This window comes from Streptomyces sp. S.PB5, assembly GCF_030403745.1.
Lineage (GTDB): Bacteria > Actinomycetota > Actinomycetes > Streptomycetales > Streptomycetaceae > Streptomyces.
Genome location: NZ_JAQMWP010000009.1, coordinates 305,830 through 330,519, shown reverse-complemented (window position 1 = coordinate 330,519; position 24,690 = coordinate 305,830). Strand labels below are relative to the sequence as shown.

Sequence of the window (24,690 nt, the reverse complement as noted above, 5' to 3'; positions counted from 1 at the left end):
GGTGCTGCAAGCCCGGTGCATGGGCCAGGTGCTATGCGCCCGGTGCCATGAGCCGAGCGCCCGCCCCAGGTGCGGGGCGGGCGCTTCGGTGACGCGCTGTACTTTCAGGCGGAGGCGGGCGTCTCGTCGGCGCCGGCGGCCTCGGCGGCCTTCTCGGCAGCCTTGACGCGCTCGTCCGCCGCGGCCCGGATGGACCGCCAGGCGGACTCGGCGGCCTGCTGCTCCGCCTCCTTCTTGCTGCGGCCGGTGCCGGTGCCGTACGAGACGCCTCCGACGCGGGCGGCAGCAGTGAAGGTCTTCTCGTGGTCGGGGCCGGTCTCCGAGACCTGGTACTCGGGCACGCCGAGGCCTTCGGTCGCGGTGAGCTCCTGGAGGCTGGTCTTCCAGTCCAGGCCGGCACCGAGGTTGGAGGACTTCTCGATCAGCGGATCGAACAGGCGGTGCACCAGTTCGGACGCCGCATCGAGGCCCTGGTCGAGATAGACCGCGCCGATCACCGCTTCGAGGGTGTCGGCGAGGATGGACGCCTTGTCCCGGCCGCCCGTGCCCTCTTCACCACGGCCGAGCCGGATGAAGGAGCCCAGGTCGAGCCCGCGGCCGACCTCAGCCAGCGCACGAGAATTGACCACCGCGGCCCGCAACTTGGCCAGCTGGCCTTCGGGCAGGTCGGGGTGGGTGCGGTACAGCGTGTCCGTGACCACGAGGCCGAGAACGGAGTCCCCGAGGAACTCCAGGCGCTCGTTGGTGGGCAGGCCGCCGTTCTCGTACGCGTAGGACCGGTGGGTCAGCGCACGCACCAGAAGGGCGGACTCGAGCTTGTACCCGAGCCGCCCTTCCAACAGCGTGTGGGACGAGGCCGTGTTGTCCGCAGAATTTTTCTTCGGAGTGGACACAGTGCCTCTCACCAGCCGCTCAGACCTCGAGGACCTGGCGCTTGTTGTACGTGCCGCAAGACGGGCACGCGATGTGCTGCTGCTTGGGCTCGTGGCAGCGCTCGCACGCAACCAGAGGGGTGACCGCAGCCTTCCACTGCGACCGGCGGTGGCGCGTGTTGCTGCGCGACATCTTCCGCTTCGGAACAGCCACGGCTACTTCTCCTGCTTCTCGTCGACGCCCGCTTCCGCTTCGGCGCCGCTCATCTCGTCCTTCTCGCCATCTTCGAGTGAACCGGCGAGTCCCTGCAGTGCCGCCCAACGGATGTCGACGGCGTCATGGTGGTGGTCCGGGTCGTCCGCCAGCCGGGCTCCGCACTCGGAGCACAGGCCGGGGCAGTCGTCCTGGCACACCGGCTGCATCGGCAGGGCAAGCACCACCGCGTCACGCAGCACGGGTTCGAGGTCGAACAGGCCGTCCTCGAGAAAGAGCCTGTCCTCGTCTTCCTCGGCGTCGTCGGCCGGCTCCGCTTTCACGCGGCCCCGGTCATCGGCGTCAGGGTACGAGAACATCTCCTGGAAGTCCGCTTCGAGCTCCAGCTCAAGCGGCTCCAGACACCTTACGCACTCCCCCTCGGCCTGTGCACGGGCGGTGCCTGTGACAAGCACCCCTTCCATGACCGACTCGAGCCGGAGTTCGAGCTCCACCGGGGCGCCTTCCGGCACTCCGATCACTCCCGCGATCCCGAGATCCTTGGGAGCCTCGATCTCACGGGTCAGCCGCTGAAGCGCACCGGGCCGCCGCCCCAGCTCGTGTGTGTCGAACACGAGAGGCTTGCGGTGGTCGAGACGGGCGTTCAGGGCCATTCCTGCTTTCGATCTTCGAGCTCAAGGGACGCTGCCCTTCGGTGTTCCCGGGCAGCGCTGATCGCGGACGTACACGCGACCGAAGAGCCAGGATACTGGACCTTTCGCTCACGGCCCAATCCGGTGGTTTCCTACCGGCCCCCGCGGGCGTCTACTGGCCGCGGCCCTGCTCGTAGGCCCTCAGCTGCTCCGGCGTGATCATGCCGGTGTCGAAGAGGCTGGTCTCGTCCAGGGCGTACGACTGCTGGGCGTGCTGCTGGCCCTGCTGTGCCTGTCCGGCGTCGTAGGCGGCCTGCTGGGCGTCGTACCCCTGGTAGGCGTACGGATCGGCCTGCTGGTAGCCATAGGCGTCCTGCTGGCCGTACGCCGGCTGCTGCGCGTAGCCGCCGCCGTAGGTGTCCGTCTGCTGGTAGCCGTACGCCGGCTGCGGCTCGTACTGCGGCGGTACGGGCTGCTCGGCCGCGGCCCGGCTGTCCTGCTCGGCCAGGGCCGCGAGGTCGGCGAGGTAGTCGGCGTCGCTGGAGTGCTGGACGGTGCTGTTGTCGTCGGCGAGGGCGCCGAGGTCGTCGGTGGCGATCCGCCCGTGCAGCTTGGCGCGGCCCTTGCCGACGGCCTCCAGGGTCTTGGTGAGGACCGCCTCGAAGGCGCCGAGCTTGGTGTCGACGTAGGTGTCGGCGTCCCGGCGCAGGGTCTCGGGGTCGTGGCTGCGCTCGGGGGCGTCCTCGTCCTCGTAGCCCTGCTCGTCGAGGCCCGGTCCGGTGCCGAGGAGCTTCTCGCGGCCGCGGCCGACCGAGCCGATGGTCTTGGTGAGGACGACCTCGAAGTTCGCCAGCTTGGAGTCGACGTAGTCGTCGGCCTCCGCGCGGACCTCCTCGGCCTCCCGGCGGGCCTCGGAGAGGATGCGGTCGGCCTCGGCCTGGGAGCGGCGGGCGACCTCGGTGTCGGAGATCAGGGAGCCGCGCTCGGCGTGCGCGCCGGAGATGATCCGCTCGGCCTCCTGGCGGGCCTGCTCGACCATCTGCTCACGGCCGCCGATCAGCTCCTGGGCCTGGGCGAGGGAGTCGGGCAGGGCGGCCCTGACCTCTTCCAGCATCGCGAGCAGTTCGGCGCGGTTGACCACGCACGAGGCCGACATGGGCATCGACCGGGCGCCGGAGACCGAGGCCACGATCTCGTCGAGCTTCTTCTGCACGTCCACCTGTGCTCGCCACTCTCTACAGCTGTGTTGGAGACGGACGGGACGACTGTAGCCCGTTCAGCCTTGGCGCAGACGCTTGTTGAGGGCCTCCAGGACCAGCGGCGGCACCAGGTGCGCCACGTCTCCGCCCCAGGTCGCGACCTCCTTGACGAGCGAGGAGGACAGGAAGCTGTAGGTGGGGTTGGTCGGCACGAAGAGCGTCTCGACGCCGGACAGGCCGTTGTTCATCTGGGCCATCTGCAGCTCGTAGTCGAAGTCGCTGACCGCGCGCAGGCCCTTGACGATGGCGGGGATGTCCCGCTGCTTGCAGTAGTCGACGAGGAGGCCGTGGAAGGACTCGACCTTGACGTTGCCGTATTCGGCGGTGACCTCGCGGATCAGCTCGATCCGCTCGTCGACCTCGAACAGGCCCTTCTTGGACTTGTTGATCATGACCGCGACATAGACCTCGTCGTAGAGACGGGAGGCGCGGGAAATGATGTCGAGGTGTCCGTTGGTGATCGGGTCGAACGACCCGGGACAGACGGCGCGGCGCACTTGAGATCCCTCGCTCTCCGGTCCGGTCATCGTGCGTCTTCGCACGTAGAGGCGGCGCGACCGTACCAAAAGGTTCCTTCGCCGTAACGACGGGCCCGGAGCGGCTCGAAACCGTCCGGCCACTGGAATTCGCCGCCTCTGGTGCTGCGCTCCACGGTGACGAGGGCCTCCGGCGCGAGCCAGTGTTCGGTACGGAGTGTGAGGAGAATCTCCCGAAGATCGTGATCCGTGACGCGGTACGGGGGGTCGAGGAAGACGATGTCGTACGGCGGTGCCGGCGCCGGCGTCTGGATGATCTGTTCGGCTTTGCCCGCCCTCACCTCGGCGCCGGGGAGACCGAGATTCCTGACGTTCTCCCGGATGACCCGAGCGGCTCTGGCGTCGGCCTCGACCAGGAGGGTGTGACTCGCGCCACGGGAGAGGGCCTCCAGGCCCACGGCGCCCGAGCCGGCGTAGAGGTCGAGGACGCGCTCGCCGTCCAGAGGGCCGCCCAGGAGGGACTGCCAGGTGGAGAAGAGGCCTTCGCGTGCGCGGTCGGAGGTGGGGCGGGTGCCGTTTCCTGGCGGGACTGTCAGGCGACGTCCACCGGCCTTGCCGGCGATCACGCGAGTCATCTTCGGTCCTTGTTCGGGAGTGGTTGCGAAGCCAGTTTCTCAGCCCTTTTCCAAGTACTGCTCCCTCTCCTCGTCCAAGAGGGCGTCCAGCGCGGTCCGCAGTCCGGGAAGTGCCGTCAGCTCCGGATCCGCCGCCACCACGGACGCCGCCTCCTCCCGCGCCTCGGCGATGATCTCCTCGTCGTCGATGACGGTCAGCATGCGCAGGCTGGTGCGGGCGCCGGACTGGGCCTGGCCCAGGACGTCGCCCTCTCGGCGCTGTTCGAGGTCGATGCGGGAGAGTTCGAAGCCGTCCAGGGTGGAGGCGACCGCGTTGAGGCGCTGGCGGGCGGCGCTGGCCTCGGGCATCTCGGTGACCAGGAGGCAGAGGCCGGCCGCTGAACCTCGGCCCACTCGGCCACGGAGCTGGTGGAGCTGGGAGACACCGAAGCGGTCGGCGTCCATGATGACCATCGCGGTCGCGTTCGGGACGTTGACGCCGACCTCGATGACGGTGGTAGCCACCAGGACCTGCGTCTCGCCGGCGGCGAAGCGGCGCATGACCGCGTCCTTGTCGTCGGGGTGCATCCTGCCGTGCAGGACCTCGACGCGCAGGCCGGCCAGGGGGCCCTTGGACAGCTGCTCGGCGATGTCCAGGACCGCGAGCGGCGGGCGCTTCTCGGCCTCGTCCTCGGGGGACTTCTTCTTTTTCGGGTCCACTTCCTCGTCGCCGATGCGGGGGCAGACGACGTACGCCTGATGGCCGTTCTCGACCTCCTCGCGGACGCGTTCCCAGGTACGGGCCAGGAAGTGGGGCTTGTCGGCGGCCGGGACGACATGGCTGGCGATCGGGGAGCGGCCGGCCGGGAGCTGGTCGAGGACCGAGGTCTCCAGGTCGCCGAAGACCGTCATGGCGACCGTGCGCGGGATGGGTGTGGCGGTCATGACGAGGAGGTGCGGGGGCTGCTTGCCCTTGCCGCGCAGGGCGTCCCGCTGTTCGACGCCGAAGCGGTGCTGTTCGTCCACGACGACCAGGCCCAGGTCGTGGAACTGCACCTTGTCCTCGATCAGCGCGTGCGTGCCGATGACGATCCCGGCGTCGGCGGTGACGAGGTCGAGCAGGGCCTGGCGGCGGGCGGCCGCGCCCATCGAGCCGGTCAGCAGGACCACCTTGGTGGCGTGCTCCGATCCGCCCAGCATCCCGCCCTCCGCCAGGTCGCCCATCATCTCGACGATCGAGCGGTGGTGCTGCTGGGCGAGGACCTCGGTGGGGGCGAGCATGGCGGCCTGACCGCCGGCGTCGACGGTGGCGAGCATGGCGCGCAGGGCCACCATCGTTTTCCCGGAACCCACTTCTCCCTGCAGCAAGCGGTGCATCGGATGCTCCGTCGCCAGGTCGTCGAAGATCTCCTTGGAGACCTTCTGCTGCCCCTCGGTGAGGGTGAAGGGGAGGCGGTCGTCGAAGGCCGTCAGGAGGCCGTCCGGCTTGGGTCTGCGGGCGACCGCGGGGAGTTGGGCGTCGGCGTGGCGGCGGCGGGCGAGGGCCACCTGGAGGACGAAGGCCTCGTCCCACTTGAGGCGGGCGCGGGCGTCCTCGATGTCGGCCTTGGTGTGAGGGCGGTGGATCTTGAGGAGGGCCTCGGGGAGCGGGACCAGGCCGCGGCCGGCGCGGAGGGAGTCCGGGAGGGGGTCCACGGCCTCCTGGGCGCTGGGGAGGACCGTCTGGAGCGCCTTGCCGATCTTCCAGGACTCCAGCTTGGCCGTGGCGGGGTAGATGGGGATCAGCGCGCCGGCCCAGGTCTCGACTGTTTCCTCCGTGTCTCCGCGCAGCAACTCATATGCCGGGTGCGCCAGTTGGAGGCGGCGGTTGAAGAGCGAGACCTTGCCCGCGAACATCGCGCGGGTGCCGGGCAGGAGTTCCTTGTGGGGCTTGTGGACGCCGTTGCCGAAGAAGACCAGTTGGAGGCGGCCGCTGCCGTCCGTGATGGTGACTTCGAGGCGCTGGCCCTTGCCTCGCGGGGCCTTGGCCGAGGCGAAGGTGTGCAGACGGGCGTCGGCGACCTGGGCGACCACCGTCACATGCTCGTCCATCGGGAGGTCGGCCAGGTGGGTGAGCTGGCCTCGCTCCTCGTATCTGCGCGGGTAGTGGTGCAGGAGGTCGCCGACGGTGTGCAGGCCGAGGTGCTCGGCCATCACCTTCGCGGTGGGTGGGCCGAGCACCTTCTTCAGTGGTTCTTCGAGCGCGGGCACGAGATCCATTGCACACCACCCCACTGACATCGCCGTATACGTCTCGGGAAACCCCTGGTCAGACGGGCTGTTCCGGCCCTAGGATGACGCGCCTCCGGCCATCTAGCGGTCACTGCCCCACCGGGACCGCCCGACCCCGCGCCGAGGTCCTCCCCCAACCGCGGCGCTGCAGCGATGGACTCCCAGACCTCACAGCCATCCCAGGTACCCCCGTCACCTCATACGTTCCAGGTCGACCTGCGTGGCCTGGTGGACCTGCTGTCCCATCACCTCTACTCCAGTCCCAAGGTCTATCTGCGCGAGCTGCTCCAGAACGCCGTGGACGCCATCACCGCCCGGCGCGCCGAACAGCCCGACGCCCCGGCGAAGGTGAGGATCCACGCGGAGGGCGGCTTGCTGCGGGTCGAGGACTCCGGCGTGGGACTCACCGAGTCGGACGTGCACACGCTGCTGGCGACGATCGGCCGGAGTTCGAAGCGCACCGAGGGGCTTCAGACCGGGCTCCAGGAGGTCCGCTCCGACTTCCTCGGCCAGTTCGGCATCGGCCTGCTCGCCTGTTTCGTGGTCGCCGAGCGGATCCGGGTCGTCAGCCGCAGTGCGCGTACGCCGGACGCGGCGCCCGTGGAGTGGACGGCGGGCGACGACGGTTCGTACACCGTGCGGACGCTGGCGCAGGAGGCGCGGCCCGAGCCCGGTACCACCGTGGAACTGGTGGCCCGCGCGGGTGCGGGCGAGTGGCTGGCCCCCGAGCGGGTGCTCGCCCTCGCGCGGGACTTCGGCTCGCTGCTGCCGTACGACGTGCGGGTGGACGGCGAGGCGGTCACCGATCTGCCGGCGCCCTGGGACCGTGCGTACCCCTCCCCCGCCGCCCGGAGGGTGGCTCTGGCGCGGCACTGTCATGACCTGTTCGGGTTCACTCCGCTGGACTCGATCGAGCTGGACGTGCCGCTCGCCGGGATCCGCGGGGTGGCGTACGTGCTGCCCTCGGCGGTGAGTCCGGCCACGCGCGCGACGCACCGCGTGCATCTCAAGGGCATGCTGTTGACCGAGCAGGCCGAACAGCTGCTGCCGGACTGGGCGTTCTTCGTGCGCTGTGTGCTGGACACGGACAGCCTGCGGCCGACGGCCTCGCGCGAGTCGCTGTACGAGGACGAGACGCTGGCGGCCGTACGGGAGGCGCTGGGCGAGAGGATCCGGGACTGGCTGACGGGGCTGGCGGCCGGTGATCCGGAACGCCTTGCGGCCTTCCTCACCGTGCACCACCTGGGGGTGAAGTCGCTGGCGCGGCACGACACGGACATGCTGCGCACGATGCTGCCGTGGCTGCCCTTCGAGACGACCGACGGGCAGCTGTCGCTGGAGGAGTTCGCACAGCGGCACCGGGTCGTGCACTTCACGCGGACCGTGGAGGAGTTCCGGCAGGTCGCGCCGATCGCGTCCGCGCAGGGCATCGGGGTGGTCAACGGCGGTTACACGTACGACAGCGACCTGGTCCAGGCGCTGCCGTCGGTGCGGCCGGGGACGGTGGTCTCGGAGCTGGACCCGGACACCGTGACGGCCCATCTGGACGCCGTCGACCCGGCCGAGGAGCTGGCGCTGTCCGGCTTCCTGGCGGCCGCGCGGGCCGCTCTCGACCCGCTGGGCTGTGACGTCGTACTGCGGTCCTTCCATCCGCTCACCGTGCCCGCGCTGCACCTGGACGACCGGGCGGCCCGGCACGAGCAGGCGCGGGCGGAGGCCGAGGCGCAGGCCGACGATCTGTGGGCGGGCATCCTCGGTTCGCTGCGCGCGAGCGCGCCACGCGCGCGTCTGGTGCTCAACCATCTCAATCCGCTGATCCGGCGGATCGGTTCGATCGGCGAGCCCGAGCTGATCGGCACGGCCGTCGAGTCGCTGTACGGGCAGGCCCTGCTGATGGCGCAGCGGCCGCTCAGGCCGGCGGACTCGGCCTTGCTGAACCGGGCCTTCATCGGCCTGCTGGAGTGGGCCACGAACGGCGAGGAGGGTCGCTGATGGGCGGCATCGACGGGATAACGGACTTCGACTCGCTGCGCCGGGCGATGGCGGAGAACGGCGAGCAGCCGGAGGGTCCCGCCCGCAACGCGCGCGCGGAGCAGCTGCTCACCGAGGCCGAGAAGCTGAACATCCCCCTCGCGGTGATCGAGGCGCTCGGGCATCAGCTGAAGGTCTACAACTACAGCTCCGAGAAGGACCGGATGTTCGTCCCCTTCGCGCGTCTGCTGCGCCTGTGGGACGAACGGCCCGAGGACTTCGACGAGTACGAGACCCACACCCTGCACTGGGTCTTCAAGTGGGTCTCCTCCGGCATGACCGACCAGCCGCACGTCCCGCTCGCCTCGATCGAGAAGTGGCTCGGCGAGATGGCACACCGCTACCGGCTCGCCGGGCACTCCGAACGGGCGGTGCGCAGCGCGGAGTTCAACGTGGCCGCGCACATCGGGGACGTCCCGCGCGCGGAGCGGGCGTACGCCGCGTGGCTGGCCGCCGACCGGGACCGTATGGCCGACTGCCACGCGTGCGAGCTGCACGGGCAGGGCTGGTGGCAGTCGGAGCGCGGCCGGGACGAGGAAGCCCTCCGGCTGTGGGCACCGGTCCTGGAGGGCGAGCTCACCTGCGCCCACGAGCCGCACACGTCCCTCGCGGCCTCCCTGCTGCCCCTGCTGCGGCTCGGCCGTCTCGACGAGGCACGCGCGAACCATCTGCGGGGCTTCCGGCTCGTACGGGCCATGGAGAGCATGCGCGGCGCCTACGCCGACCACGTCGAGTTCTGCGCCCTCACCGGCAACGAGGCGCGTGCGCTGGAGCTGCTCGCGGAGCGGCCCGCGTACTTCACCGACACCGGGCATCCGCGCAGCGGGCTGGAGTTCCTGAGCGTGGTGACGCTGCTCATGGACCGGCTGACCTCGCTCGGGCTCGGCGACCGGCAGGTGCCGGGGCCGGCGGACCGCTCCTGGACGGCCCGCGAACTGGCCGCACACGCGCGTGCGGAGGCGCTCGACCTGGCGGGCCGCTTCGACGCGCGCAACGGCACGACGTACGTCAGTGAACGGGCACGCGCGCGTATGGCCCAGGAGCCGCTGGTGGAGCGGCTGCCGCTGGGGGTGCGGTCGGCGCGGACGGCCACCGGACCGGATCCGGCGGCGCGGCGAGCGGCGGGGGCAGCTGTCCCGGCTCCGTCGCGGGAGGCCGCGGAACCGGATCTGCCGGCCCTGATCGCACAGGCGCGGCAGCTGTCGGACAGCCTCCGTCCAGACGCTGTCGAGGCGTGGGCGGCGGTCTCCCGGGCAGCGGAGGGCGTCGAGCTGGACCCGCGCGACCGTGCGGAGATCGCCGACCACCAGGCGATGGACCTCGGTCCTGAGGGCGCCGAGCTGTTCGAGCGTGCCGCCGAGCTGTACGCGGAGGCGGGCGACCCGGGCGAGGCGCTCGCGGCACGCACGCGTGCGGCGTTCGTCCGCGCCCTCGGGGGTGACGTCGAGGGGGCTCTCCGGGCGGTCACCGGCCCGTACGACGAGATCCTCGCGCTCTACGCCGAGGACGCGACCGGCGTACGGCAGACGGCGTCGGTCCTGATGGGACGGGCGCGGATCCTGATGCGGCGGGTGCAGGAGGCCGGGGGGACGCCGGGGGAGGTCGGCGGAGACGTGCCGGGTGACGGCACCGACGGAACGGGTCCCTCGGCCGCACCGGCCGGCTCCGGCGAGGAAGGGAGCCTTTCCGGCCCCTCCGCGGTGTACGCCGAAGCCGAAGCCGCCGTACGGGAGGTGCAGGCGCTCGTCGGTGGGCGGGGCGGGGATGACGTACAGCTTGCTTCGCGGGCCGCCGAGGCGCGGGCGATGCTGGCGGAGCTGGCCCTGCACGCCGGGGAGCTGGAGGCGGCGGCGGAGTTGTTCGGGCGGGCCGCGGCGGGGTTCGTCGCGGCGGGGTTGCCGTGGTTCGCCGTCGAGTACGAGGCGCGGTTGGCGCCGCTCGCGCACCATCTCGGCGACATCACGGAGACCGAGCGCGCGCTGCGGGCGGCCCTGGAGCACGGCGGGCCGTATCTGGAGGCGACCGGGCGGGCCCAGCTGCATCTTCAGCTCGCCGAGGTGCTGGGCGGCCGGGACCGGGTGGCGGAGGCCGCCGAACAGGCTCTGGAGGCGGCGCACTGGGCCGACGAGGCCGGTGAGGGTCCCGCGCTGGGTGCATGGGCACGGCATCTGCTCGGTGGGTTCCTGCTGCGGCAGGGGCGATGGGCGGAGGCCGCGGAGGTGCTGGAGTCGGCGCTGCCGGATCTGAGCGTCGAGACGCACGGCGACGGCGCCGTCGTCCAGGCCCGGTGGTGGCTCGGCGACTGTCTGAGCGAGCTCGGCGAGCACCGCGCGGCGGCCGAGCGGCGGCTGCAGGCGGCCGAGATCGCGAGGCTCTGGCCCGAGCAGCAGGACCACGCGACACTCGCCCATCTCGCCGCCGAGTCCCTCGGCCAGGCCGAGCTGCCGGCCGAGGCGGACCAGGCGTACGCGCGCGCGGGCGACCTGTGGCGCTCGCTCGGCGACGTCCACGGCCTGGTGCGCGCCCTCCGCGCCCGCGCGTGGCTGGCGCTGCGCGCGGAGGACGGACAGGGCGACGCCCGGGAGCTGATGGCGGCCGCGGTCCGGGAGTGCGAGGAGGCGCTGGCCGCGGACCCCGGCGACGAAGAGGCCCGCCGTCTCCTGGTCGCCGAACTCGGCCACACCCACCGCCAGTTCGGCGACCTCCTCACCCGCGGCGCCGCCGAGGACGACGACGAGGACTCCGGCCGGGCCGCCACGGAGGACGCCCTGTCCCAGGTCACCGAGGCCATCGTCGTCTTCGCCTCCCTCGGCCCCGACGCCCTCCACCACCGCACCGGCGCCGAACTCGCCGCGGGCTGGCTGGAGGCCGACCTGGGCCGCCCGGAGGGGGCGGGGGCACGCGCGCGTGCGGTGCTGAAGGCGTACGAGGCGTACGAGGGACACGACGAGGAGGAAACGGTGCGGGCCCGGCGGGCGGAGGCGGAGCAGTTGCTCCAGGCGCTGGCGGACCGGTAACCGCGCGGGACGGGCGCGGGCGGCGCGGGGTACTCACGGCCGAGCCGGCAAGGGGCCGCCGGCTCCCGACGCCGCCCTGAGGGCTGCCCACCCGGACGCGACCGGTTGCCGTCGCCGCCCTGGCGGGCTGCTCCGCACCGACACACGGCAGGCCACTCACCACCAAGACAGCGGAACACGAACGCCGACCGACGAACCACCCAAAGCCGACCCGGGCGCCCACCCGACGCAACACCACGGGCCACCGACGCCGACCCCGCAGGCTGCCCTACGCCGACCCGGCAGGCTGCTCCACGCCGACACACGGCAGCCCACTCACCACCAAGACAGCGGGACACAAGCGCCGACCGACGAACCACCCAAAGCCGATCCGCCCGCCCGCTCCACGCCAACACCACCGGCTACCGACGCCGACCCGGCAGGCTGCCCCGCACCGACACAGCAAGCTGCCCGGCGCCGCCACCCCAACGAGCTGCCCCCGCCCACTCGCCACGTCACCCCCGCCAACGCGCCCGCTTGCCCGCCTCCCCCGCCCCGGCCCGCTACTCGACGCCGATGAGCAGCAGCGCGCCCTGTCGGCCGCCCCGGTAGACCACCGTGTCGACGCCGAGGTATCCCTCACGCACGCGTGCCTCAAGGTGGTCGGCGATGGGTTCGGGGGCCTCGTCGCCGAGGACGAGGGTGACCAGTTCGCCGCCGGCCGAGAGCATGCGGTCCAGGACGGTCTCGGCCGCGGCGGTGACGTCGGAGCCGATCACGGCGACGTCGCCGTCGATGAGGCCGAGGACGTCGCCGGCCTGGCAGATGCCGGCCATGGTCCAGGACTGGCGCTCGGCGACGGCGACCTCGGCGTAACGGGTCGCACCGGCCGCCGACGTCATCGACACGACGTCCTCGTCGAAGCGGCGATCGGGCTCGTGCACGGCGAGCGCGGCGATGCCCTGGACCGCCGAGCGGGTCGGGATCAGGGCGACCCGGATGCCCTCCGTACGGGCCTGCTCGGCCGCCGCGGCCGCGGTGTGGCGCAGATCGGCGTCGTTGGGCAGCAGGACGACCTCGCGCGCGTGGGCCCGTCGTACGGCTTCGACGATCTCCCCGCTCGCGGGCGGCTCCCCGGGGCGCGCGAGCACGGTCGTCGCGCCGGCCTCGGTGTACAGCCCGGCCAGCCCCTCACCGGGCACGACGGCGACGACGGCCCGCTGCACCCGCTCCCGCAGCGGCCGCTCACCGCCCCGCGTGTGCACATCGCCGAGCCCGAAGTGCGTGATCCGGATCCGGTACGGCCGTCCGGCCTCGACCCCCGCCTCCACGGCGGCACCCGCATCGTCGACGTGCACATGGACGTTCCACAGTCCGTCGCCGCCGACCACGACGAGGGAGTCCCCGAGCCCGTCGAGCCGTCGCCGCAACCGGTCCACCGCGTCGTCCTCGGCCTCCAGGAGATAGATCACCTCGAAAGCGGGCCCACCGGCCTCCGAGGGCACGTCGTCGCACTCGTCGACGGTGACCGCCGTCCCGGCTGTATGGGCGCCCGTACCAGCACCGGGCCCATGGAACACCTCGCCGGCCTCGACGGCCTGACCGGCATCGCCGAAGCCCACCACCACAGGCCTGGCGGCAGCCGCCGTCCCCGGCCCAGCACTCCCCGCCTCAGGCCCACCAACCGCCCCCCGCAACTGCGGCGCCCCAGCCGCCACCGCCCCCGGCGCCTCCCCCGTGAACGTCTCCACCAGCGCCCCGAGCACCGCCACCAGCCCCCGCCCTCCGGCGTCGACCACCCCGGCCCGCTCCAGCACGGCAAGCTGCCCCGGGGTAGCCGCGAGAGCGTCCCGCGCTCCTTCGTAGGCGGCCCGTGCGACCGCCCCGCAGTCCCCCTCGGCCCCGGCGACCCGTCCCACCGCATCGGCCCCGACAGCCCGCCCGACCACGTCGACCGCGTCGACCGCGTCAACCGTGTCGAGCACGTCGGCCCCGACAGCCCCCTCGGTCCCAGCGCCTCGTCCCACCGCCTCCGCCGCCTCCGCCGCGGCCGAAGCCACCGAGAGCACCGTCCCCTCCACCGGATGCGCCACGGCCTGCCGGGCGGAGTCGGCCGCGCGTCGCAGGGCGAGACGGAGGCCCGCGCCGTCGGTGTGAGCGGTCTCACTGTCGGCGGCGAGCACCTGGGACATGCCCCGCAGCAGCTGCGCGAGGATCGTCCCGGAGTTCCCGCGGGCGCCTATCAGCGCGCCGTGCGCCATCGCGCGGGCGGCGTCGGCCAGCGCGGGCCTGTCCTCGTCGTAGGCGGCGAACACCGCTTCCACGGCCGCGGCGGCGGACTCCATGGTCAGGTAGAGGTTCGTGCCGGTGTCCCCGTCGGCGACGGGGTAGACGTTGATCGCGTCGATCTCCTCGCGCGCGCGACCCAGCGCCGTCAGCGCGAGGCCGCACCAGGTGCGTACCGCGAGAGCATCGAAGAATGTCTGCGGCACCTGCGCCACCTGCGCCTCCTTGAGCTGCCTGGACTGGCACGCAGCGTAGACCCCGGAGCGGTGTCCGCCGGAAGAGGGCCGGGAGCAGGCCCCTGAGCAGCCATGGTAGTTTCGTTCTACTGGCGCAGTCGTTGTATGCTGCTCCGGTTGCCCGATCCACATCGGGCCATTCCCCTGGCAGCGCCACTCAGATCTCTGATCCTACGATCTCGATCCCGGCCCGCCGGGATCCAACCGTAAGTGCATCTGAAGTCTTTGGAGTGACCCGTGGCTGCCAACTGCGACGTCTGCGGCAAGGGGCCGGGCTTCGGCAACAACATCTCGCACTCGCACCGCCGTACGTCCCGTCGCTGGAACCCCAACATCCAGCGCGTCCGTACCGTGGTCGGCGGGACGCCGAAGCGCGTGAACGCTTGCACCTCGTGCATCAAGGCCGGCAAGGTCTCGCGCTGACGCACAGCTAAGCGCGCGGCCACTGCTGGTTCGCTGCATCTAGCCGGTCCACCTCAGGGTGGGCCGGCTTTTTGCCGTACCCACGTGCTAGCCGTACCCACGTGCTAGCCGCACCCACGTACTAGCCGCACCCGCGCATGAGCCGTACCCACGTACTAGCGGAACCGCCACCCATGATCGACAGGGCCGATCCCGCCCCCCAGCGCGAACCCGCCCTTGATCGCCCCGGTGACGTACTCCTTGGCCGCCGCCACCGCCTCCGGCACGGACGACCCCTTCGCGAGCTGCGCCGCGATCGCCGACGCGAGAGTGCAGCCCGTGCCGTGCGTGTGCCGGTTGTCGAACCGCTCAGCACGCAGCCAGTGTTCCTCGGACCCGTCGGTGAGCAGGTCGACGGCGTCGCCGGGGAGATGGCCCCCCTTGATCAGCGCCCACTTCGGCCCGTACGACAGGACGGCCGCCGCGGCCCGCCGGAGGTCCTCCTCGGCCTCCACCCGGACGCCGGTGAGTTGGGCCACCTCGTCCAGGTTGGGCGTCGCGACCGTGGCGACCGGCAGCAGCCCGGTCCGTACGGAGTCCAGCGCGGAGTCGGCCAGCAGCGAGTCCCCGTGCTTGGAGATGCCGACCGGGTCGACGACGGCCGGAGCGTCCGTCCCGCCGATCAACTCGGCCACCGCCTCGACGAGTTCGGCCGAGGCGAGCATCCCGGTCTTCACCGCCTGGACGCCGATGTCGTCGACGACGCTGCGGTACTGGGCCCGCACCGCCTCCACCGGCAGCGGCCAAGCCCCTTGCACGCCGAGGGAGTTCTGCGCGGTGACGGCCGTGACGACGCTCATGCCGTGCACACCGAGCGCGAGCATCGTCTTCAGGTCGGCCTGGATCCCGGCTCCACCACCGGAGTCGGAGCCGGCCACCGTGAGAACCCTCGGCTTCACGACTCGATGTCCCCGAAGTGGTCCCAGCCGCCCTTGCTCGTCCACGGCGCCCCGTCGACCGTCACCTGGGGCAGCGCCGAGGGGTTGAGGACCTCGCCGATGACCTTCCAGCGGGCGGGAAGCTTCACGTCCGGCGGGAAGGTCGCCACGATCGCGTGGTCCTCTCCCCCGGTGAGCACCCACTGCATGGGGTCGACGCCGACGGCCTGCCCGATGTCGTTCATCTGGGACGGGATGTCGATCGCGCCGGAACGGATGTCGATGCGGACCTTGCTGGCCTCGGCGATGTGCCCGAGGTCGGCGATCAGCCCGTCGCTCACATCGCACATGGCCGTCGCGCCGAGCCCCGCCGCCGCCGGACCCGCGTGGTACGGCGGCTCCGGGCGCCGGTGCGCCTCCACGAACGCGCGCGGCGAACGGAACCCGCGCGACAGCACCGCGTACCCGGCCGCGGACCAGCCCAGCCAGCCGGTCACCGCGACCAGGTCACCGGGCTGTGCGCCGCCGCGGGTCACGGGCTCCTGGTTGCGCAGATCGCCGAGCGCGGTGATGGACACCATGATCGTGTCGCCTCGTACGACATCGCCGCCCACCACCGACGCGCCCGCCACCTGGCACTCGTCGCGCAGTCCGTCCATCAGTTCCGAGGGCCAGGTGACCGGGAGTTCGGCGGGGACGACCAGGCCGAGCAACAGGGCCGTCGGTACGGCGCCCATGGCGGCGATGTCCGCGAGGTTCTGGGCGGCGGCCTTGCGGCCGACGTCGTACGCCGTGGACCAGTCGCGGCGGAAGTGCCGTCCCTCCAGGAGGATGTCGGTGCTGGCCACGACCCGGCGGTCGGGAGCGGCCACCACCGCGGCGTCGTCGCCGGGGCCGACCCGGACCGACGGGGTGGTGGTGAGACGGGAGGTGAGCTCCCTGATGAGCCCGAACTCCCCGAGCTCACCAACAGTGCCCTTCATTGCCCTTTCGCCCCTTCTGTCCCTTGCTGTGCCCGGTCGCGCGTGACCAGTGTCCTCGATACGGTCGAAGAGACCGTCAACTTGTGTCATGCCTGCACCCCGGCGCGGAGGCCGTGGGCCGCGCAGGTCTCCCCGCGGCGAGCGGCGACGCGATACCGTGGCGTTCCTTTTCCCCACATGATCCTCGTGGCCGCCCTGGAGGTTCCGTGGTACAGGCGTACATCCTGATCCAGACGGAGGTCGGCAAAGCGTCGACCGTCGCCGAGACGATCAGCAAGATTCCTGGGGTGATCCAGGCCGAGGACGTGACAGGACCTTATGACGTGATCGTGCGGGCACAGGCCGACACCGTGGACGACCTGGGCCGGATGGTGGTCGCGAAGGTCCAGCAAGTGGACGGCATCACCCGTACCCTGACCTGCCCGGTCGTACATCTGTAGCCCCCGTCTACCCTTGGCCGGTGAACTTCTTCCGGCACCGGCACCGCACTGTCCTCGGGCTGCCCGCCCTGGCCCTGCTGATCGTCACCACAGGGTGCTCCTCAGCAGACGACAGTGACTCGGTGCCGGTTCCCAGCCCTGCGGCGAAGGTCGCGAAGCTGTGCCGAAACCTGGACAGTGTGCTGCCGGACAAGGTCGACGGTCTCGACCGGCACGATCCCGAGCCCGCGTCCACGCTGACAGCGGGCTGGGGAAGCCCGGCGATCATACTGCGCTGCGGTGTCACCCGGCCGCCGAAGATGGTCGACCCCAAGGTGGCGACCGGGAGCGACCCCGAGGCGATAGCGGGCGAGGTGAACGGGGTGGAGTGGCTCATGGAGAAGCAGGACGACGGTTCGACCCGCTTCACCACGGCCAACCGCCAGGCGTACGTCGAGGTGACGGTGCCGAAGGGGCGGGACACCGCGGGGATGCTGACCGACATGGCCTCGTCGGTCAAGAAGGCGATCCCCTTCGGCAAGTGAGCCGTAGGGCGTTACCGCAGTCCCGTCGACCGCCGCAGCGCCGCCTGGATCAGCCGGTCCACCAGCTCCGGGTAGCTGATCCCGCTCGCCTGCCACATCTGCGGGTACATCGAGATCGGGGTGAAGCCCGGCATCGTGTTGATCTCGTTGATCACGAACTCCCCGTCCTCGGTGAGGAAGAAGTCCGCGCGGACCAGGCCCTCGCAGGAGGCCGCCTCGAAGGCGTCCACCGCGAGCCGCTGGACCTCGGCCGTCTCCTCCGGCATCAGTGGCGCCGGGACGAGGCCGGGGGTCGAGTCGATGTACTTCGCCTCGAAGTCGTAGTACGCGTGGGTGTCCGGCGGCGGAATCTCCGCGGGCACCGAGGCACGCGGGCCGTCCTCGAACTCCAGCACCCCGCACTCGATCTCCCGGCCGCGCAGCGCCGCCTCGACGAGGATCTTCGGGTCGTGCCGCTGGGCCTCGGCGATCGCCTCGTCGAGTCCGGACGGGTCGTCGACCTTGGTGATGCCGATCGAGGAGCCCGCGCGCGCGGGCTTCACGAACAGCGGCCAGCCGTGCTCACCGGCCAGCTCGACGATCTTCTTGCGGGCGGCCGACTCGTCCCGCTCCCACTCGCGGGGCCGGATCACGACGTACGGGCCGACCTTGAGCCCGAAGGAGGTGAACACCCGCTTCATGTACTCCTTGTCCTGGCCGACGGCCGAGGCGAGGACGCCCGAGCCGACGTACGGGACACCGGAGAGCTCCAGGAGGCCCTGGAGGGTGCCGTCCTCGCCATAGGGGCCGTGCAGGACGGGGAAGACGACGTCGACCTCACCGAGCGCCTTGGGCACCGATCCGGGCTCGCTGTAGACGACTTCGCGGTTCGCGGGGTCGACCGGGAGCACCACTCCGCCCTCGTGCGACTCGGCGAGCTCCTCGACGTTGGGCGTACGGCGCTCGGTGATCGCCATCCGGTCCGGTTCGTCGGCGGTGAGGGCCCAGCGGCCGTCCTGGGTGATGCCGATCGGCAGGACGTCGTACTTGGTCCGGTCGATGGACTTCAGGACGGCGCCCGCAGTGACCACGGAGATCCCGTGTTCGGAGCTGCGCCCGCCGAACACGACGGCCACGCGCGGCTTGCGAGGCGGCTGCTCAGGGCTCTGGGGGAGGTTCTCGGTGCTCATATCGCGTTGAGAGTACCCGTTGGTAGAGCCCCGATACAGCGTGCCTTGACCTGCGCCGCCAAGCGTCGCTCAGCGTCGTTCGGGCTTTGCGCTGCGCGACATCAGCTCCTTGACGGCGACCACCGGAGGCTTGCCCTCGTGCACGATCGCGACGACCGTCTCGGTGATCGGCATGTCGACGCCGTGCCGGCGGGCCAGATCCAGCACGGACTCACAGGACTTGACGCCCTCGGCGGTCTGCTTGGTGACCGCGATGGTCTCCTGGAGGGTCATGCCCTTGCCGAGGTTGGTGCCGAAGGTGTGGTTGCGGGACAGCGGCGAGGAGCAGGTCGCCACCAGGTCACCCAGCCCCGCGAGTCCGGCGAACGTGAGCGGGTCGGCGCCGAGCGCGACACCGAGCCGTGCGGTCTCCGCGAGGCCGCGCGTGATGAGCGAGCCCTTGGCGTTGTCGCCGAGCCCCATGCCGTCCGCGATGCCGACGGCGAGCCCGATGACGTTCTTCACCGCGCCGCCGAGCTCACAGCCCACCACGTCCGTCTCGGTGTACGGCCTGAAGTAGGGCGTGTGGCAAGCCGACTGGAGTTTCTGCGCGACCGCCTCGTCGGTACACGCGACCACCGCGGCGGCCGGCATCCGGGAGGCGATCTCCCGCGCGAGGTTGGGTCCGGTGACGACGGCGATACGGTCCTGGCCGACCTTGGCGACGTCCTCGATCACCTCGCTCATCCGCATGGCGGAGCCGAGTTCGACGCCCTTCATGAGCGATACGAGGACCGTGCCGGGCGCGAGCACGGGCACCCACTCGGCGAGGTTTCCGCGCAACGTCTGCGAGGGGACGGCGAGTACGGTGAAGTCGGCGTCGCGCGCGGCCTTGGCGGGATCCGTCGTCGCCCGCAGATTCACGGGGAGTTCGACGCCGGGAAGGTAGTCGGGGTTCGTGTGCGTGGAGTTGACCGCTTCCGCGAGTTCGGCGCGGCGGCCCCACAGGGTGACCTCGCAGCCCGCGTCGGCGAGCACCATGCCGAAAGCGGTGCCCCATGAACCCGTGCCGAAGACGGCCGCTTTGACGGGCTTGCTCACTTCGCGCTCTCCCCTTCGAGACCGGTCTCCGCCTGGCTCCGGCGCCGCTGCTCGATCCGCTCCTGACGCGGGTCGTAGGGCGTCGCGGGCGCCTTCTCGCCGCGGATCTCCTCCAGCTGGCGGGTGACGGCGGCCATGATGACCTCGGTGGCCTCCTTCAGCAGGTCCGGGGTCATCTCCTTGTCGTAGAAGCGGGAGAGGTCCACGGGCGGGCCCGCGAACACGTGCGACGTCTTGCGGGGACGGACGTTGAGCTTCTTGGCGTACGGCGGCAGCAGTTCGTTGGCGCCCCACTGCGCGACCGGGATCACCGGGCACTTGGTCTGCAGGGCCACACGCGCGGCGCCGGTCTTGGCGGTCATGGGCCACTGGTCGGGGTCCCGGGTGATGGTGCCCTCGGGATAGAAGACGACGCACTCGCCGCGCTCCACGGCGTCGATCGCGGCCCGGAAGGCGCTCAGCGCGTCCGTGGTCTCGCGGTAGACGGGGATCTGCCCGGTGCCACGCATCATGGTCCCGACGAATCCCTTCTTGAAAAGACCGCTCTTCGCGAGGAATCGCGGAACACGGCCGGTGTTGTACTGAAAGTGTGCGTAGGCGAAGGGATCGACGTGCGAATTGTGGTTCACCGCGGTGATAAATCCGCCGTCGGCCGGAATGTTCTCCATTCCGCGCCAGTCCCGCTTGATCAGAACCACCAGCGGCGGTTTGGCGATCACCGCTGCGAGGCGGTACCAGAAGCCGATTCTGCGGCGGGGCACGCGGACACCTTCCTCTAGGGCCTGAGGGCCGGACAAGTGTCGCCCCAGGCCGCCCGTCTGTCGAGAACACCGTACGCCTCGCCGCGACGACCGCCAGATGGGCCAGGTGACGGCTGAGTGACAATGCTCGCGACAAGAGAGGGACGGAACGCTCGTGCAGTGGACCTTGGTCATACCCCTGAAGCCCCTGGAGCGGGCCAAGAGCAGGCTGTCGGACACCGCGTCCGACGGTCTGCGTCCGGGCCTGGCCCTGGCCTTCGCCCAGGACACCGTGTCCGCCGCCCTGGCCTGCCCCGCGGTCGCCGATGTGGCAGTAGTCACGGACGATCCCAGGGCCGCCCGCGAGCTGACCGCCCTGGGCGCCCGAATCATCCCCGACACCCCCCGAGCAGGGCTGAACGCGGCTCTGGCTTACGGGGCGGGCATCGTACGGGCCGCACACCCGCAAACCCCGGCAGCGGCCCTGAACGCCGATCTGCCCGCGCTGCGTCCCCTGGAATTGGCCCGGGTACTCGATGCGGCAGCGGAATTCCCGCGCGCTTTTCTTCCGGACGCGGCAGCAATCGGCACGACACTGCTGACGGCCCGGGCGGGCCAGGAATTGCGCCCGGCTTTCGGCACGGATTCCCGGGCCAGGCATCGGGCCTCGGGCGCGGTGGAACTGTGTCTGGCGGGAGTGGATTCGGTACGCCAGGACGTGGACACCGGCGAGGACCTGCGGGCGGCGCTGGCACTGGGGGTGGGGCCGCGTACGGGAGCGGCGGCGGCACAGCTCCTCGGCCCGGTCACCGGCCAGTAGGCTGCGGCCATGCAGGCGACCGCTTACACCTATGACGCCGTGACGCGCAGCGGCAGTGTGCTGCTCGACGACGGGACCCCGCTGCCCTTCGACGCTCCGGCGTTCGACGCGGGGGGCCTGCGGCTGTTGCGCCCCGGTCAGCGGGTCAGGATCGAGGTGGAGGGCTCCGCGGACACCGCCCGCATCACCCTGGTGACCCTCCAGACCTTCTGAACCGACCGTCCGCACCTTCTGGACCGGCCGTCCACGGACACGCCGCGGGCCGGACTCCGACGCGGAGTCCGGCCCGGCGCGTGAGTACCTCTGCGCCCCTACCTCTTGCGGGCGGTGGTCTTCTTGGCGGTGGTCTTGCGAGCCGTCGACTTCTTGGCGGGCGCCTTCTTGGCGGTCGCCTTCTTCGCCGGGGCCTTCTTGGCCGTCGCCTTCTTCGCGGTGGTCTTCTTCGCGGCGGTGGTCTTGGCGGCGCCCGTGGTCTTCTTGGCCGTCGTCTTCTTCGCCGTGGTCTTCTTCGCGGTCGCCGTGGTCTTCTTGGCGGTCGTCTTCTTCGCGGTGGTCTTCTTCGCCGCGGCCGTCGCCTTCTTCGCCGGGGCGGCCTTCTTGGCGGCGGCCTTCTTGACCGTCGCCGCGGCACCACCGGTCAGGCTGCCCTTGGGCGCCTTCTTGACGGCGACCTCGCCACCGCGCGGGAGCTTCTTCGAGCCGCTCACCAGGTCCTTGAAGCCCTGGCCCGCACGGAAGCGGGGAACGGAGGTCTTCTTGACCCGAACCCGCTCGCCCGTCTGGGGGTTGCGGGCGTACCGGGCCGGACGGTCGACCTTCTCGAACGAACCGAAGCCGGTGACCGAGACACGGTCCCCGCCGACGACCGCACGGACGATGGCGTCCAGGACCGCGTCGACCGCGTCGGCGGCCTGCTGACGGCCACCGACCTTGTCGGCAATCGCTTCTACGAGCTGCGCCTTGTTCACGTCTTCCCCTTCGGAGACATTGCCAGAACGAAAGTGTTCAAGCTTTTTCGCACGTTAGGCAGATATATACCGCAAATCAAACACGAAACGGGCTTATCACCCTTGTGCCGCAACGGGTTCGGCTCTCTCGGACTTGTTCAGCGTTCCTCTTCGGGGAATCGACCCGCGTCGAGGTCCGCCTCGAAGGCCTCCAGACGCCTTGCCGCATCGGCGAGATCGTGCTTGGCCGCGGCCGTAATGACCAGCAGCTTCCGGGTCAGCGCCATCCGTACGCCCTCCGGGACTTGCAGTGCGCGCACTCTTGCGTGCGCTTCCTTGAGTTGGTCCGCGACTGCCGCATAGAGCTGGAGTTGGCCGTCGTGTTCCATGCACAGATTGTGCCATCTGGGGCGAGTTGTCGCCCGCTCAGGGTGCAACTGCGCCCTCGAACGGCCTTCCGCGCCTGTGCGGAAGTTACGGCTGCACATATCGCGTACCCCGGCAACACCCCACCTAACGTGGGAAGTTGACGACGGTCACGCGCGGTCGCAGGGCCGTTCGGGTACAGACACAGCCGTACCCCCGATCGGGCTGATCGGGGGTACGGCGGGGGCGCTGCGATGGCCGAAAGTCGACCTGTTCAGTTGCTTCGCGGGAAGGACCGGGAAGGGCGCGGTCAGATCTGGAGCGTCCGCGGCTTGTACGAGGGCCGCTTGGCCTCGTACGCGGCGATGTCGGCCTCGTTCTGGAGGGTGATGGAGATGTCGTCCAGCCCGTTCAGCAGCCGCCAGCGGGAGTTCTCGTCCAGTTCGAAGCTCGCGGTGATGCCCTCGGCGCGCACCTCGCGGCTCTCCAGGTCGACCGTGACCTCGGCTTCGGGGTCCGCCTCGGTCAGCTCCCAGAGCGCGTCCACGATCTTCTGGTCCAGAACCACCGTGAGCAGGCCGTTCTTGAGCGAGTTGCCGCGGAAGATGTCGGCGAACCGGGAGGAGATGACGGCCTTGAAGCCGTAGTTCTGCAGCGCCCAGACCGCGTGCTCACGGGAGGAGCCCGTGCCGAAGTCGGGGCCGGCGACCAGGACCGTGGCGCCCTTGCGCTCGGGCTGGTTGAGGATGAATTTCTCGTCCTTGCGCCAGGCCTCGAACAGACCGTCCTCGAAACCGTCCCGAGTCACCTTCTTGAGCCAGTGAGCAGGGATGATCTGGTCGGTGTCGACGTTGGAGCGGCGCAGCGGAACGGCCCGGCCGGTGTGCTTGGTGAATGCTTCCATGACTGATCAGACTCCAGCGGCGACAGGGGCGTCGGACAGGTCGGCGGGCGAGGCCAGGTGGCCCAGCACGGCGGTCGCGGCGGCGACCTGCGGCGAGACCAGGTGTGTACGGCCGCCCTTGCCCTGCCGGCCCTCGAAGTTGCGGTTGGAGGTGGACGCGGAGCGCTCACCCGGGGCCAGCTGGTCGGGGTTCATACCCAGACACATCGAGCAGCCCGCGTGCCGCCATTCGGCGCCGGCCTCCTTGAAGACGACGTCCAGACCCTCGGAGACGGCCTGCAGACCGACCCGCGCGGAGCCGGGGACGACCAGCATCCGTACGCCGTCGGCGACTTTGCGGCCCTTGACGAGCTCGGCGGCCGCACGCAGGTCCTCGATACGGCCGTTGGTGCACGAACCTACGAAGACGGTGTCCACCTTGATGGAGCGCAGCGGCTGACCGGCCTCCAACCCCATGTATTCCAGGGCCTTTTCGGCGGCGAGGCGCTCCGATGCGTCTTCGTACGAAGCGGGATCGGGGACGTTCGCCGAAAGGGGCGCGCCCTGGCCGGGGTTGGTGCCCCAGGTGACGAACGGCGACAGCGAGGCGGCGTCGATGACGACCTCGGCGTCGAACTCGGCGTCCTCGTCCGTCTTCAGCGTCTTCCAGTACGCGACGGCCGCGTCCCAGTCCTCGCCCTTGGGGGCGTGCGGACGGCCCTCCAGGTAGTCGAAGGTGGTCTGGTCGGGGGCGATCATGCCCGCGCGGGCACCGGCCTCGATCGACATGTTGCAGATCGTCATGCGGGCCTCCATCGAGAGCTTCTCGATGGCGGAGCCGCGGTACTCCAGGACGTAGCCCTGGCCGCCGCCGGTGCCGATCTTGGCGATGATCGCCAGGATCAGGTCCTTGGCGGTGACGCCGTCGGGCAGTTCACCGTCGACCGTGATGGCCATGGTCTTCGGGCGGACCAGCGGCAGCGTCTGGGTGGCCAGCACATGCTCGACCTGGGAGGTGCCGATGCCGAACGCCAGACCGCCGAAGGCGCCGTGGGTGGAGGTGTGGGAGTCGCCGCAGACGACCGTCATACCGGGCTGGGTCAGACCCAGCTGCGGGCCCACGACGTGCACGACGCCCTGCTCGACGTCGCCCAGCGGGTGCAGGCGCACCCCGAACTCGGCGGCGTTCTTGCGCAGCGTCTCCAGCTGGATGCGGGAGACCGGGTCGGCGATGGGCTTGTCGATGTCGAGGGTCGGGGTGTTGTGGTCCTCGGTGGCGATGGTCAGGTCGAGCCTGCGCACCTGGCGACCGCTCTTGCGCAGCCCGTCGAAGGCCTGCGGGCTGGTCACCTCGTGCAGCAGGTGCAGATCGATGAAGAGGAGGTCGGGCTCGCCCTCGGCGCGCCGGACGACATGGTCGTCCCAGACCTTCTCCGCGAGTGTCCTACCCATCGCTTTCCCTCCGGCCGGCATGTGGTGCGCCGGCCCAACTAGAGATCTTCAGGAAGCAG

General features: G+C 70.8%; 24 protein-coding genes. 7 read left to right on the top strand and 17 right to left on the bottom strand.

The features are described 5' to 3' along the window. Positions 1-104: 104 nt before the first annotated feature. The 7 genes from rnc to recG form a co-directional block, all read right to left on the bottom strand. A complete protein-coding gene (gene rnc, locus PH203_RS25095) occupies positions 105-893 on the bottom strand; it encodes a ribonuclease III (protein ID WP_289922739.1) in 789 nt (262 codons plus the stop codon). Positions 894-912: 19 nt separating this feature from the next. Then, positions 913-1,086 carry a 50S ribosomal protein L32 gene (rpmF, locus tag PH203_RS25090; RefSeq protein WP_015657589.1) on the bottom strand — a complete coding sequence of 58 codons (174 nt, stop codon included), beginning with the start codon at positions 1,084-1,086 and terminating at the stop codon, positions 913-915. 2 nt (positions 1,087-1,088) lie between these two features. After that, positions 1,089-1,739 carry a YceD family protein gene (locus tag PH203_RS25085; protein WP_289922738.1) on the bottom strand — a complete coding sequence of 217 codons (651 nt, stop codon included), beginning with the start codon at positions 1,737-1,739 and terminating at the stop codon, positions 1,089-1,091. 151 nt (positions 1,740-1,890) lie between these two features. Then, positions 1,891-2,937, bottom strand: a complete 1,047-nt coding sequence (locus tag PH203_RS25080) for an ATP synthase F0 subunit B (protein WP_289922737.1) — start codon at positions 2,935-2,937, stop codon at positions 1,891-1,893. A gap of 57 nt (positions 2,938-2,994) precedes the next feature. Next, positions 2,995-3,474 (bottom strand): pantetheine-phosphate adenylyltransferase, encoded by a 480-nt coding sequence (coaD, locus tag PH203_RS25075; protein ID WP_289922877.1) that lies wholly within the window; start codon positions 3,472-3,474, stop codon positions 2,995-2,997. 26 nt (positions 3,475-3,500) lie between these two features. Beyond that, entirely contained in the window at positions 3,501-4,088 is a 588-nt protein-coding gene (gene rsmD / locus PH203_RS25070) for a 16S rRNA (guanine(966)-N(2))-methyltransferase RsmD (protein WP_289922736.1), read from the bottom strand. Positions 4,089-4,127: 39 nt separating this feature from the next. After that, a complete protein-coding gene (gene recG, locus PH203_RS25065; RefSeq protein ID WP_289922735.1) occupies positions 4,128-6,326 on the bottom strand; it encodes an ATP-dependent DNA helicase RecG in 2,199 nt (732 codons plus the stop codon). A 165-nt stretch (positions 6,327-6,491) separates the two neighbouring features. Between recG and PH203_RS25060 the strand changes: the two genes are divergently transcribed. Then, positions 6,492-8,330, top strand: coding sequence for an HSP90 family protein (locus tag PH203_RS25060; protein WP_289922734.1), 1,839 nt, complete (start codon positions 6,492-6,494; stop codon positions 8,328-8,330). Beyond that, positions 8,330-11,386 carry a tetratricopeptide repeat protein gene (locus tag PH203_RS25055; RefSeq protein WP_289922733.1) on the top strand — a complete coding sequence of 1,019 codons (3,057 nt, stop codon included), beginning with the start codon at positions 8,330-8,332 and terminating at the stop codon, positions 11,384-11,386. The genes PH203_RS25060 and PH203_RS25055 overlap by 1 nt, the downstream gene beginning before the upstream one ends. Positions 11,387-11,928: 542 nt before the next feature. Here PH203_RS25055 and PH203_RS25050 read toward each other — a convergent pair. Continuing rightward, positions 11,929-13,866 (bottom strand): DAK2 domain-containing protein, encoded by a 1,938-nt coding sequence (locus PH203_RS25050; RefSeq protein ID WP_289922732.1) that lies wholly within the window; start codon positions 13,864-13,866, stop codon positions 11,929-11,931. A 258-nt stretch (positions 13,867-14,124) separates the two neighbouring features. On the opposite strand from PH203_RS25050, the gene rpmB reads away from it, so the two are divergent. Beyond that, on the top strand, positions 14,125-14,310 hold the full coding sequence (rpmB, locus tag PH203_RS25045; RefSeq protein WP_003993230.1) for a 50S ribosomal protein L28: 186 nt from the start codon (positions 14,125-14,127) through the stop codon (positions 14,308-14,310). Between the two features lie 155 nt (positions 14,311-14,465). Here the strand turns inward: rpmB and thiD are convergent, their stop codons facing one another. Together thiD and PH203_RS25035 are read right to left on the bottom strand one after the other, a co-directional pair. Beyond that, the gene (gene thiD, locus PH203_RS25040) at positions 14,466-15,248 is read right to left on the bottom strand and encodes a bifunctional hydroxymethylpyrimidine kinase/phosphomethylpyrimidine kinase (RefSeq protein WP_289922731.1); all 783 of its coding nucleotides are present in this window, start codon (positions 15,246-15,248) and stop codon (positions 14,466-14,468) included. Next, positions 15,245-16,210, bottom strand: coding sequence for a thiamine-phosphate kinase (locus tag PH203_RS25035; protein WP_171142019.1), 966 nt, complete (start codon positions 16,208-16,210; stop codon positions 15,245-15,247). Before PH203_RS25035 ends, thiD begins: the two co-directional genes overlap by 4 nt. Positions 16,211-16,416: 206 nt before the next feature. On the opposite strand from PH203_RS25035, the gene PH203_RS25030 reads away from it, so the two are divergent. Both PH203_RS25030 and PH203_RS25025 read left to right on the top strand, forming a co-directional pair. Further along, on the top strand, positions 16,417-16,650 hold the full coding sequence (locus PH203_RS25030) for an Lrp/AsnC ligand binding domain-containing protein (RefSeq protein ID WP_003997603.1): 234 nt from the start codon (positions 16,417-16,419) through the stop codon (positions 16,648-16,650). 20 nt (positions 16,651-16,670) lie between these two features. Beyond that, positions 16,671-17,174 carry a DUF3515 domain-containing protein gene (locus PH203_RS25025; RefSeq protein WP_289922730.1) on the top strand — a complete coding sequence of 168 codons (504 nt, stop codon included), beginning with the start codon at positions 16,671-16,673 and terminating at the stop codon, positions 17,172-17,174. 11 nt (positions 17,175-17,185) lie between these two features. Here PH203_RS25025 and PH203_RS25020 read toward each other — a convergent pair whose 3' ends face one another. The 3 genes from PH203_RS25020 to PH203_RS25010 form a co-directional block, all read right to left on the bottom strand. Then, positions 17,186-18,343 (bottom strand): D-alanine--D-alanine ligase family protein, encoded by a 1,158-nt coding sequence (locus PH203_RS25020; RefSeq protein WP_289922729.1) that lies wholly within the window; start codon positions 18,341-18,343, stop codon positions 17,186-17,188. A 69-nt stretch (positions 18,344-18,412) separates the two neighbouring features. Beyond that, the gene (locus PH203_RS25015; RefSeq protein ID WP_289922728.1) at positions 18,413-19,423 is read right to left on the bottom strand and encodes an NAD(P)H-dependent glycerol-3-phosphate dehydrogenase; all 1,011 of its coding nucleotides are present in this window, start codon (positions 19,421-19,423) and stop codon (positions 18,413-18,415) included. Further along, positions 19,420-20,184 (bottom strand): lysophospholipid acyltransferase family protein, encoded by a 765-nt coding sequence (locus tag PH203_RS25010; protein WP_289922727.1) that lies wholly within the window; start codon positions 20,182-20,184, stop codon positions 19,420-19,422. The genes PH203_RS25015 and PH203_RS25010 overlap by 4 nt, the downstream gene beginning before the upstream one ends. 154 nt (positions 20,185-20,338) lie before the next feature. Between PH203_RS25010 and cofC the strand changes: the two genes are divergently transcribed. Both cofC and PH203_RS25000 read left to right on the top strand, forming a co-directional pair. Continuing rightward, positions 20,339-20,983 (top strand): 2-phospho-L-lactate guanylyltransferase, encoded by a 645-nt coding sequence (gene cofC / locus PH203_RS25005; protein ID WP_289922726.1) that lies wholly within the window; start codon positions 20,339-20,341, stop codon positions 20,981-20,983. Between the two features lie 9 nt (positions 20,984-20,992). Further along, complete coding sequence (locus PH203_RS25000; protein WP_289922725.1) at positions 20,993-21,196, top strand: hypothetical protein; 204 nt, start codon at positions 20,993-20,995, stop codon at positions 21,194-21,196. Between the two features lie 98 nt (positions 21,197-21,294). Here PH203_RS25000 and PH203_RS24995 read toward each other — a convergent pair whose 3' ends face one another. From PH203_RS24995 to leuC, 4 genes are all read right to left on the bottom strand, one after another. Further along, entirely contained in the window at positions 21,295-21,951 is a 657-nt protein-coding gene (locus PH203_RS24995) for an HU family DNA-binding protein (RefSeq protein WP_289922724.1), read from the bottom strand. A 137-nt stretch (positions 21,952-22,088) separates the two neighbouring features. Beyond that, complete coding sequence (locus PH203_RS24990) at positions 22,089-22,319, bottom strand: hypothetical protein (protein ID WP_289922723.1); 231 nt, start codon at positions 22,317-22,319, stop codon at positions 22,089-22,091. A 287-nt stretch (positions 22,320-22,606) separates the two neighbouring features. After that, positions 22,607-23,200, bottom strand: coding sequence for a 3-isopropylmalate dehydratase small subunit (leuD, locus tag PH203_RS24985; RefSeq protein WP_289922722.1), 594 nt, complete (start codon positions 23,198-23,200; stop codon positions 22,607-22,609). Between the two features lie 6 nt (positions 23,201-23,206). Next, positions 23,207-24,631, bottom strand: coding sequence for a 3-isopropylmalate dehydratase large subunit (leuC, locus tag PH203_RS24980; RefSeq protein ID WP_289922721.1), 1,425 nt, complete (start codon positions 24,629-24,631; stop codon positions 23,207-23,209). Positions 24,632-24,690 lie beyond the last annotated feature (59 nt).

Coding starts and splice junctions, on each gene's coding strand:
- PH203_RS25085 (WP_289922738.1), bottom strand. CDS start 1,739: ATGGCCCTGAACGCCCGTCTCGACCACCGCAAGCCTCTCGTGTTCGAC.
- rsmD (WP_289922736.1), bottom strand. CDS start 4,088: ATGACTCGCGTGATCGCCGGCAAGGCCGGTGGACGTCGCCTGACAGTC.
- recG (WP_289922735.1), bottom strand. CDS start 6,326: ATGGATCTCGTGCCCGCGCTCGAAGAACCACTGAAGAAGGTGCTCGGC.
- PH203_RS25060 (WP_289922734.1), top strand. CDS start 6,492: ATGGACTCCCAGACCTCACAGCCATCCCAGGTACCCCCGTCACCTCAT.
- PH203_RS25055 (WP_289922733.1), top strand. CDS start 8,330: ATGGGCGGCATCGACGGGATAACGGACTTCGACTCGCTGCGCCGGGCG.
- PH203_RS25035 (WP_171142019.1), bottom strand. CDS start 16,210: ATGAAGGGCACTGTTGGTGAGCTCGGGGAGTTCGGGCTCATCAGGGAG.
- PH203_RS25020 (WP_289922729.1), bottom strand. CDS start 18,343: ATGAGCACCGAGAACCTCCCCCAGAGCCCTGAGCAGCCGCCTCGCAAG.
- PH203_RS25000 (WP_289922725.1), top strand. CDS start 20,993: ATGCAGGCGACCGCTTACACCTATGACGCCGTGACGCGCAGCGGCAGT.
- PH203_RS24990 (WP_289922723.1), bottom strand. CDS start 22,319: ATGGAACACGACGGCCAACTCCAGCTCTATGCGGCAGTCGCGGACCAA.
- leuD (WP_289922722.1), bottom strand. CDS start 23,200: ATGGAAGCATTCACCAAGCACACCGGCCGGGCCGTTCCGCTGCGCCGC.
- leuC (WP_289922721.1), bottom strand. CDS start 24,631: ATGGGTAGGACACTCGCGGAGAAGGTCTGGGACGACCATGTCGTCCGG.